Annotated in this window: 1 protein-coding gene; it reads right to left on the reverse strand. The window is 38.5% G+C overall.

Annotated features, from left to right (window positions below; all coding sequences use genetic code 11):
* Positions 1-273, reverse strand: a 273-nt coding sequence (locus tag KW850_RS32735; RefSeq protein ID WP_218351733.1) for a universal stress protein, incomplete at its 3' end; no start/stop codon positions are given.
* Positions 274-434 lie beyond the last annotated feature (161 nt).

Consider the following 434-nt stretch of genomic DNA (forward strand, 5'->3'; position numbering starts at 1 on the left):
TGCAGGATCTCCAATATGGTATTCGCTATCATATTGTATAGATGACCCTGAAAGGACTTGTGCGGATTCCTCTAAAATCCTCCTAACTTCCTCTACTTGCAATTGTTCAATATCCACTCCGTAAGCAGCTGTATTGATATTGTTACTAGGAATGATATGAAGAAGCGTTATACGGGCATTTATCCCAATGTTTTGCGCCAACCATTTAGCCGATTTCAGTGCATGTTTGGAATGTTCGGAACCGTCAACTGGAACCAAAAACCGTTCATACATGTTGTCACTCCCCTTTTTATAAAATCTTATTTTGATAATAAAACCCATGACGGTGATTATTGTGATGTAACTTTAGAATTTCCAACAAACTTTTTGGTTGTTTCGGCCACACGTTTTCCAAGGGCCCTTCCTAAAGCAAGATCATTTTGATTAAGGATGTT

It is taken from the genome of Bacillus sp. sid0103 (genome assembly GCF_019219025.1).